Origin of the sequence: [Zimmermannella] bifida NBRC 103089, assembly GCF_001570925.1 — a bacterium.
GTDB lineage: Bacteria > Actinomycetota > Actinomycetes > Actinomycetales > Microbacteriaceae > Gulosibacter > Gulosibacter bifidus.
Genome location: NZ_BCSP01000022.1, coordinates 1 through 9,325 on the forward strand (window position 1 = coordinate 1; position 9,325 = coordinate 9,325).

The 9,325-nt window shown below is 61.9% G+C and carries 7 protein-coding genes; 6 read left to right on the forward strand and 1 reads right to left on the reverse strand.

Annotation, left to right across the window (positions count from 1 at the left end; all coding sequences use genetic code 11):
• The first annotated feature begins 150 nt into the window (after window positions 1-150).
• From hutU to ZBI01S_RS09200, 4 genes are all read left to right on the forward strand, one after another.
• Complete coding sequence (gene hutU, locus ZBI01S_RS09185) at window positions 151-1,875, forward strand: urocanate hydratase (RefSeq protein WP_066059545.1); 1,725 nt, start codon at window positions 151-153, stop codon at window positions 1,873-1,875.
• A 25-nt stretch (window positions 1,876-1,900) separates the two neighbouring features.
• Complete coding sequence (locus tag ZBI01S_RS09190) at window positions 1,901-3,073, forward strand: acyl-CoA dehydrogenase family protein (protein ID WP_245610601.1); 1,173 nt, start codon at window positions 1,901-1,903, stop codon at window positions 3,071-3,073.
• An 85-nt stretch (window positions 3,074-3,158) separates the two neighbouring features.
• Entirely contained in the window at window positions 3,159-4,661 is a 1,503-nt protein-coding gene (locus ZBI01S_RS09195) for a purine-cytosine permease family protein (protein WP_083524682.1), read from the forward strand.
• 13 nt (window positions 4,662-4,674) lie between these two features.
• Window positions 4,675-5,862, forward strand: a complete 1,188-nt coding sequence (locus ZBI01S_RS09200; RefSeq protein WP_066059548.1) for a CaiB/BaiF CoA transferase family protein — start codon at window positions 4,675-4,677, stop codon at window positions 5,860-5,862.
• Window positions 5,863-5,946: 84 nt separating this feature from the next.
• On the opposite strand, the gene hutG is transcribed toward ZBI01S_RS09200, so the two are convergent.
• Window positions 5,947-6,900 (reverse strand): formimidoylglutamase, encoded by a 954-nt coding sequence (gene hutG, locus ZBI01S_RS09205; protein ID WP_066059551.1) that lies wholly within the window; start codon window positions 6,898-6,900, stop codon window positions 5,947-5,949.
• Between the two features lie 165 nt (window positions 6,901-7,065).
• Here hutG and ZBI01S_RS09210 point away from each other — a divergent pair, with 165 nt between their 5' ends.
• Window positions 7,066-7,854 carry an IclR family transcriptional regulator gene (locus ZBI01S_RS09210; RefSeq protein WP_159421486.1) on the forward strand — a complete coding sequence of 263 codons (789 nt, stop codon included), beginning with the start codon at window positions 7,066-7,068 and terminating at the stop codon, window positions 7,852-7,854.
• A gap of 131 nt (window positions 7,855-7,985) precedes the next feature.
• A complete protein-coding gene (hutI, locus tag ZBI01S_RS09215) occupies window positions 7,986-9,221 on the forward strand; it encodes an imidazolonepropionase (protein ID WP_066059557.1) in 1,236 nt (411 codons plus the stop codon).
• The last annotated feature ends 104 nt before the right edge of the window (window positions 9,222-9,325 follow it).

Below are 9,325 nucleotides of genomic sequence, written 5' to 3' on the forward strand. Positions count from 1 at the left end.
TCCTTGAACGCCCGGACGACTCCGCACGGCATGTCCGAGATTGCGGACACAATCGGTGAACACCTCGTTCCACCGCCGGCGGGCAACTGGTCTACTGAGGTCACGCATTTGGCAACGAGGCCGAATGTCAACTCAACGAGGAGTGGCACCATGACTACATCTGCAACGTCTGAAGCACGCGGCCCCATCCACGCACCGCGCGGCTCCGAGCTCAGCGCCAAGAGCTGGCAGACTGAAGCCCCGCTGCGCATGCTCATGAACAACCTCGACCCCGAGGTTGCCGAGCGCCCCGAAGACCTCATCGTCTACGGCGGTACCGGACGCGCCGCCCGCAGCTGGGAAGCGTACGACGCCATCATCGAAACCCTCAAGACCCTCGAGGACGACGAAACACTGCTGGTGCAGTCGGGCAAGCCCGTCGGCGTCTTCCGCACCAACGTCTGGGCTCCGCGCGTACTTATCGCCAACTCGAACCTTGTGGGTGACTGGGCGAACTGGGAAGAGTTCCGCCGCCTCGAAGACGAAGGCCTCATCATGTACGGTCAGATGACCGCCGGCTCGTGGATCTACATCGCGACCCAGGGCATCCTGCAAGGAACTTACGAATGCTTCTACGCCATCGCAAAGCGTCGCTTTGAAGAGGGCCGCGCCGAAACCGAATCACTCGCCGGCACCCTCACGCTCACGGGTGGATGCGGTGGCATGGGCGGTGCTCAGCCGCTGTCGGTCACGCTCAACGGCGGTGTCTGCCTCATCGTTGACGTTGACGAGCAGCGTCTGCTGCGCCGCCAGGGCAAGCGCTACCTCGACCAGGTCGTTCGCTCACTCGACGAAGCCATCGAGCTTGTCAACGAAGCCAAGGAACAGGGCAAAGCGCTGTCGGTCGGTCTTGTCGGCAACGCCGCCGAAGTATTCCCCGAGATGTTGCGCCGTCAACAGGCTGGCGAGGTTGCCGTAGACATCGTCACCGACCAGACCTCGGCACACGACCCACTTTCATACCTGCCGCCAGAGTTCACCATCGAGCAGTGGCACGACGAAGCCAAGCGCGACCCCGAGAACTTCACCAAGCTCTCGCAGCGGGCCATGGCTGCGCACGTCAAGGCCATGGTTGAGTTCCAAGATGCTGGCGCCGAAGTCTTCGACTATGGCAACTCAATTCGCGACGAAGCTCGCAAGGGTGGCTACGACCGGGCCTTCGAATTCCCCGGCTTCGTACCGGCCTATATCCGTCCGCTCTTTTGCGAAGGTCTCGGCCCATTCCGCTGGGTTGCACTCTCGGGCGATCCAGAAGACATCCGTGTCACCGACGAGGCGCTCAAGGAGCTCTTCCCCGACAACACCCACCTGCACCAGTGGCTCGATGCCGCCGAAGAATACGTCGAATTCGAGGGTCTTCCCGCGCGCATCTGCTGGCTTGGCTACGGCGAACGCCACCGCGCGGCGATCCGATTCAACGAACTCGTTGCCGAGGGCAAGCTCAAGGGGCCAATCGTGCTTGGCCGTGACCACCTCGACTCCGGATCGGTCGCCTCGCCATACCGCGAAACCGAATCCATGAAGGATGGCTCGGACGCAATCGCCGACTGGCCGCTGCTCAACGCCCTCACAGCCACCGCATCCGGCGCAACCTGGGTGTCGATCCACCACGGTGGCGGCACTGGCATCGGTCGCTCGATTCACGCGGGCCAGGTTGGCCTGGCTGACGGCACCGAGCTCGCTCGTGAGAAGCTCACGCGTTTGCTCACCAACGACCCGGGCATGGGCGTGATTCGTCACGCGGATGCGGGGTACGAGCGAGCCCTGGACGTCGCGAAGGAGCGCGGTGTACGCATCCCGATGCAAGAGCACGCCGCTTCGGAACGCTCGGAATAAGCAGCGGAACAGAAGGAGCAAGATCGTGGTTACGTTTGAACGCTACCCAGAAGGCGACTTTCTCGGATTCGAAGACCTTCTTACCGACGCCGAACGCAGCAAGCTGCAGGCAGTACGAGAGTGGGGACGCACCGAGGTCTACCCGATCGCGGTCGATCACTGGAACCGCTCGGCGTTCCCGCACCAGCTGCTGCCGCAGATCGCGGAACTCGACATCATGAGTTCGGTCGAACGGCACGGATTCTCACATCTCGCGGCGGGGCTCATTACGGCAGAGATTCACCGCAACGATGCTTCCGTTGGCACGTTCATGAGCGGACAGGACAGCCTGTTTACTCGCGCGATTGAACTGCTCGCATCCGATGAACAAAAAGCGGAATGGCTGCCAGAGATCTACGACATCAAGAAGACGGGCGTGTTTGCCATCACCGAGCCCAAGAAGGGTTCGGACGTGGCCGGTGGCCTCGAGACTGTCGCGAAGCTCGAAGGTGATCACTATGTGCTTAACGGGCACAAGCGCTGGATCGGTAATGCAACGTTCTCGGACTACGTGCTCGTGTTCGCCTGTGACGACGCCGATGGTCAGGTGAAAGGATTCCTCGTTGACACCAGCGCCGAGGGCTACCGAGCCGAGCTCATGGACAAACGCATCGCGCTGCGTGCGGTGCAGAACGCCAACGTGTACCTCGACAACGTCAAGGTACCGGTGTCGCACAAGCTTGAGTTCGCAAACAGCTTCCGTGACGTTAACAAGGTGTTCGTGCATGCCCGCGCAACGGCAGGCTGGCAAGCCGTCGGACTGCAGCGTGCTGCGCTCGACCTCGTGCGCGAGCACGTGGTGACTCGCGAGCAGTTCGGCAAGAAGCTTGGCGAGTTCCAGCTTGTCCAAGAGCACGTCGCGACGATCCTGGGCAATCTCTCGCTCTCGACTTCGATCATGGCGCGCATTTCGCAATTGCAGGATGCGGGACTCGCGAAGGGCGAGCACACCGCGTTGGCAAAGGCCCAGACGAGCAAGCTCATGCGTGACTCAGTTGCGCGCGCTCGCGGGGTGCTTGGCGGCGACGCCATCGAAACCACGCAGGTGATCGGCAAGGTGTTCTGCGATGCCGAAGCGATCTACACCTACGAGGGCACCTACGAAATCAACCAACTCATCGCCGGACGGTCCATCACGGGGCTCTCCGCATTCGTATAACCCCGCACCGCACTCGCGGTGCCCGTGAATTCGTGGGAGGCGTCAACGAGGACGCCTCCCACACCACCACATCAAGGGAGATGTCATGACGAACATTCACGAGGAATACATATCAACCGACACCACAACCCTCCGAGTGGAACGACGCTCGGTCGGGTACATCCCCGCGCGAGAACGCCACGGGAAACCATTCAGTCAGTTCACGCTCTGGTTCGGTGCCAATCTGCAGATCACGGCGCTGGTGACCGGAGCGCTTGCATATGTGCTGGGCGGCGACGTGGTCTGGTCAATCGTCGGCTTATTCTTGGGCCAACTTGGTGGCGGCACGGTTATGGCGCTGCACTCGGCGCAGGGCCCCAGGCTCGGTCTGCCACAGATGATTTCGTCGCGCGCACAGTTCGGCGTCTACGGCGCCGCAATTCCGCTGGTCCTGATCATCCTCATGTACCTCGGGTTCTCCGCATCCGGCACCTTGCTCGCAGGCCAGGCCGTTTCGCACCTGTTTGGTGCGCCGAGCGAGATCGGCATCATTGCATTCGGCGCGATGAGCGCAATCGCGGCAATCATCGGTTATCGCGTCATTCACGCGATCGGTCGCTGGGCGACGGTGATCAGCAGTATCACCTTTACGTACCTGATCGTGCAGTTCTTCATCGTGGCCGATGTTGGTGCGCTCTTTGCCATCAACGAGTTCTCGATTCCGTCGTTCTTGCTGGCGGCTGCGCTTTCGGCGTCGTGGCAGATGGCGTACGGCCCGTATGTCGCCGATTACTCGCGGTACCTGCCAAAGGACTCGTCTGAGAAGCAGGTATTTGGCTGGACGCTGGCGGGCACCGTCTTGAGCTCGCAAATTGCGATGACGTTTGGCGTGCTCGTAGCTGCCTACGCCGGTGAACAGTTTGACGGCAATGAAGTCAGCACTGTGGTCGGACTAGCCGGAGGCGGCCTGATCGCGTCGATCGTGTACATCGTGATTGCGTTTGGCAAGCTCGCGGTGAACGTACTCAACACCTACGGCGGTTTCATGTCGGTCGTCACTGCCTACAGCGGATTTACCGGCAAGGCAGAAATCAAGCAGGCCGCGCGCATTACGGCCATCGTCGTGATGAGCGTCATCGCTGTGCTCGTCGCACTGTGGGGCCGTGGTCAGTTCTTGAGTGCGTTCTCCTCATTCTTGCTGTTCCTGCTCACGTTCTTTACGCCGTGGTCGGCAATCAACCTCATCGACTTCTACTGGATCTCGAAGGAAAAGTACGACGTGCCGGCGCTGAGCGACCCGAAGGGCCGCTACGGTGCTTGGAACATTCCCGCACTCCTCGCTTTCGGACTTGGTGTGCTCATGCAATTGCCGTTTGTTGCCACCGGATTCTTTGAGGGTCCGCTTGTTGCGGCGCTCGATGGCGCGGACATTTCGTGGATCGTCGGCCTCATCGGTACTTCGATCGTCTACTGGCTGCTGCGGCCACTCGACAAGCGCGAAATCCCGACCGAAACCATCCTGCCCGCTGAAGACCAGTTGCTGGCGGCCGAAAAATCCGGCCACACGCTCGCTGATCACAAGGGCCCTATGAACCGCGCGGTTCGGTAACAGGAGACTTGCAATGTTGATGAATACCACCAACCCAGCAGCGGGCGAGCAGACGTCTGCTCGCGCATTGGACGGCATCCGGGTACTTGATTTGTCGCGCGTGCTTGCCGGGCCGATGACCGCGATGGTCCTCGCCGACCTCGGTGCCGAGGTGATCAAGGTCGAAAGCCCGCACGGTGATGACTCGCGCCACTTTGGCCCGTTTGTTGATGGCGAGTCGGGCTATTACCGCATGCTCAATCGCGGTAAGCGCGGCATCGTCCTTAATTTCAAGGACGAAACCGACCATGCAACGTTGCTCGACCTCGTTCGCCGCAGTGATGTCTTGGTCGAAAACTTCCGTCCGGGCGTAATGGCTCGACTCGGCCTTGCCCCGAGCGAATTGCTCAAGATCAACCCCCGACTGGTTGTTGTGAGTATTAGCGGATTCGGTCAAGAGGGTTCCATGAGCGGGATTCCGGCGTTCGACGTGGTCGCGCAGGCCATGAGCGGCCTCATGGCAATCACGGGATGGCCCGAAGGTAAACCAACCCGTATCGGTTCAAGCATGGGTGACATCATTCCGGGGCTCTATGGGGCGATTGCGGCGCTCGGCGCGCTGCACGAACGCGAGCGGTCGGGTCGAGGCCAGCACATTGACCTCAGCATGCTTGACAGCCTGATTGCATCACTTGAATCTGTCGGCATTCGCGCACTGTACGGCGAAAACCCGACCCGCATCGGAAACGACCACGGGCTCAGCGTGCCGTTCAGCACCTATGACGCGTCGAATGGTCCAGTTGTGGTGGCAGTCACGAACGACAAGCTCTTTGCGCTGTTGGTCGCCGCGCTAGGCCGCGAGGACTGGCTTGAAGATCCGAGGTTTGCCAACCAGGAAGCCCGCAATAACCATCGTGAAGAAATGCGAGCCGAACTCAACGGCGCGCTCAGCAAATACACGGTTGACGAAGCCGTCGAGCTGCTGCGGAGTCACGGTGTACCGACGTCCAAAGTATTTACCGCCGAAGAAGCGGTCACCAGTGACTATGTGAAGGAGCGCGGCACGGTCGCGGTTGAATCCGATGGGTTCAAGACGTTTGCGTCGCCAATTCGGATGCGTGGCTCGGTACCGCCGGTACCCGCACCAAAGCTTGGCGAACACGAGGGCGATATTGCTCGCATCCTCGCCGAACCGGAACGCACGGACGCAGCTACGCCCTAGCTGCGAACCAGAACAACAAATTGAGGCGGGCGCCCAACTAGTACGGGTGCCCGCCTCGATTGGCGTGCGTCGGGTGCGCGGTTCTTAGGCAGGCAGTGCGTAGACGATTTCGTGGATGAGGCGGGCAGCGGCGCGAGCGGTGCGCGCGTCTTGGTCGTGGCGCGGGTTAAGTTCAACGACATCAACCACCCGCAACAACCCGGACTGCGCAATGGTTCGCACCACCGGGAGCAGCCTGCCGAGCGAAACGCCCAGGGCAGCTGGGGCGGAAACCCCCGGAGCCTCGTGGGCGGGCAGAACGTCGAGATCGATGCTGAGGTGCACGTGGTCAGCGCGTTCCAAGATTGGTTGGATGAACGCCGCCAGCCGGTCTGCATCGCACTGTTCGTCGGTAAGCACACTCACGCCGAGTGCTGCAGCCGTGTCAAATAGGGCACGAGTGTTGTTTGGCGTGCTGATGCCAATCACGCTGTAGTCGAATGATCGTCCGCTCGACTGGCAATCGCGGGCCATCTGCAAAAATGGTGTGCCCGACGAAGGTGCATCCTGGGCGCGCAAATCGAAATGCGCATCCAAATTGATGATCGCCGTGCGTTCGGATGGCGCAAGCTGCTCACGAGTGCCCAAATACGTTGGCCACGACGTCTCGTGCCCACCACCGAGGGCGACGGTAACGCCGTTGTTCGCATGGCTTGCGCCGAGCGCAGTAGTAACAGCTGCAGCCTGCGCCGCCTGACCCGATTCGAGGTCGGTGCCGGTGACGTAAATCGTGCCGTGATCAACCGCTGCCTGGCGGAAAGGCACCGCGAGATTCGCGAGCGCCGCACGAATCGCATCCGGTGCATCCGCGGCACCCACTCGGCCACCATTCCGGCGAACGCCCTCGTCGCTACCGAAACCAACAATATGGATGCGGGCTGACTCGGCATCACCTGCGGCAACCTGGTGGTGCCAGCGCAGGTGGGCATCGCCCGGACCATCCTCTCGACCAGGCCAGTCGAAGCTGCTGTGGGCAATCGGGGCATCTGAGATTGTCATGCGTGCAGTACACCGCAGTAGCGGACAAACCGCGAGCCATTCTGAACGGTTCTGTCTGATCGGTCGGACAGACATGCCACACTCGAGACAGGCTGTCGCACGTGCGACGGTGCTGCACCGCTTCGATAACGACAACGACGTCAACGAGTCAAGGGGAGGATGCGCGTGGTTTCGCAAGCAGATCGAGCGCCCGCTGCGCGGCAAGTTTTGCAGGTGCTCGACTATCTCGGCAGTCGGCAAGGGCCGGTAAGTGCCAGCGGTGTCGCGACCGCGCTAGGGATCCCGCGTTCTTCGCTCTACCAATTGCTGGCAGTGATGACCGAGCAGGGCTATGTGCTGCACTTGCCAGACGAGCGCAAGTACGGGCTCGGGCCGAAGGCGTATCAGCTTTCGCTGGCCTACACGCGCCAAGACCCACTCGCACGAATCGCGCGACCGATGGTGGAACAGTTAGTGGACGAGCTCAAAGAGAACTGCGCGTTCGCGCTGCGATCTGGACGAGAAGTCTTCTACATCGCCTCGGAACGTGCGCGATTTCGACCGAGCACCGCGGCGCAAGAAGGCGTTCGACTCCCGCTGCACCTCACTGCTAGTGGGCGCGCGATCCTCGCGCACATGCCACAGTCGCAGGTCGACGCGCTGTACCCAAGCGCCGACCAGTTCGAGCAGCTCACCGAAGACGGCACGATTCGGACGCCAAAGGCATTGCGGGCTGAACTCGAACGGACTCGCGAACGCGGCTACGGTTTCGAAGAAAACGCGGTACTCGAAGACCGGGCGACCGTGGCGTGCGTGGTTAAAGACCACCTGGGCGTGGCAATCGGTGCGCTGAACACGACCTACTTTGCGCCGCGCATGTCGCCCGAACATTTGCAGACGATTGTGCGGGCGCTGCAGCAAGGAGCACGGCAGGTGAGCCTGCGCCTTGGGGCGGATCCTGCGCTGTTTGCCTAGGCGCCGCCTTTGGGGCTGCGATACGGCCAGCCGCGAAGCTGTCCGATACCTCGGATGCATTCTTGTCGCGGCGGTGCCGAACTCACGCCAATCGTGGTCTCATGAGAGTTCTTCAACGGAGAGGAACCACCATGTCGCCCGCAAGCACCTGCATCACCGGAATCCGAGAGCTCTGGACCGTGGGAAGCGAACCCGGATCGGGTCGCACCATTCGCGACGCGGCGATCATCATCGAAGGCGACCGGTTCGCCTGGGTCGGGCCTGCTGCAGAAGCGGGTAGTGCGGATGCGGTGGTCGATGCGGGCGGGCGCGCGGCGATTCCGGGGTGGGTCGATTCGCACACCCACCTGATCTTTGACGGCGACCGTGCCGACGAGTTCGCGGCACGACTCGATGGGCAGGCCTACGCGGCTGGCGGTATCAACGTGACGGTTAACGCCACGAACTCGGCCAGCGATGAGCGGCTTCGCACAAATATCCGGGGCCGTTTGCGGGATGCGTGGCTCGGTGGCACCACTGCGCTCGAGACGAAGACGGGCTACGCGCTATCGCTCGATGGCGAATTGCGCTCGGCAGAGCTTGCAGCCGAGCTCTATCGTGCGGGCAACCTCGAAGCGGTGACCTTTCTCGGCGCGCACCTCGTGCCCGACAGCCCGGCCTATCGCGACAACCCCGATGCCTATGTCGATCTTGTCGTCGGCGAAATGCTCGCCGCCGTTCGCCCGCACGTGCAATGGATGGATGTGTTCTGTGAGCGTGGTGCCTTCAACGCCGCGCAGACCCGCCGTGTGCTCGAAGCCGGTCGGGATGCGGGGCTCGGGCTGCGCGTGCATGGCAACCAAATCGGGCCGGGGGAGGGTGTCGCGCTGGCAGTTGAATACGGGGCAGCGAGCGTCGATCACTGCAACTTCATGAGCGATGCTGATATCGATGCGCTCGCGAACTCCGACACCGTGGCTACGGTGCTACCCGCATGCGACCTCTCTACCCGCGTGCAGTTCGCGCCAGCACGCGAACTCTTGGATGCGGGTGCAACGGTCGCGATTGCATCCAATTGCAACCCGGGTACCAGCTATACGACGTCGATGCAGTACTGCGTTGCGACGGCAGTGTTGCAGATGGGGCTTTCGGTACCCGAAGCGGTGCGCGCCGCAACATGGGGTGGGGCGCGAGCGCTGCGACGTGAAGAGGCGCGTGACGGACTGCCTGCACTGGGCGCAGTAGAAGTTGGCCACCGTGCTGATCTGCAGCTCTTGGATGCGCCGAGCCCGACCCACTTGGCGTATCGCCCGGGCATGCCGCTGACGCACAGCGTGTGGCGGGCGGGTGAGCGTGTCGTCGCTGGTCGGTGTCTCACCGGCCTGTAGCGGTGTCGGGCGTGCTGCGACTCATCAATTTCGGGCTTTTGGCCGCCGTTTGCCGGATTTTGTGGCTGATTGATGAGTCGCGGCATGGGGGCGTCCTGGGCAGA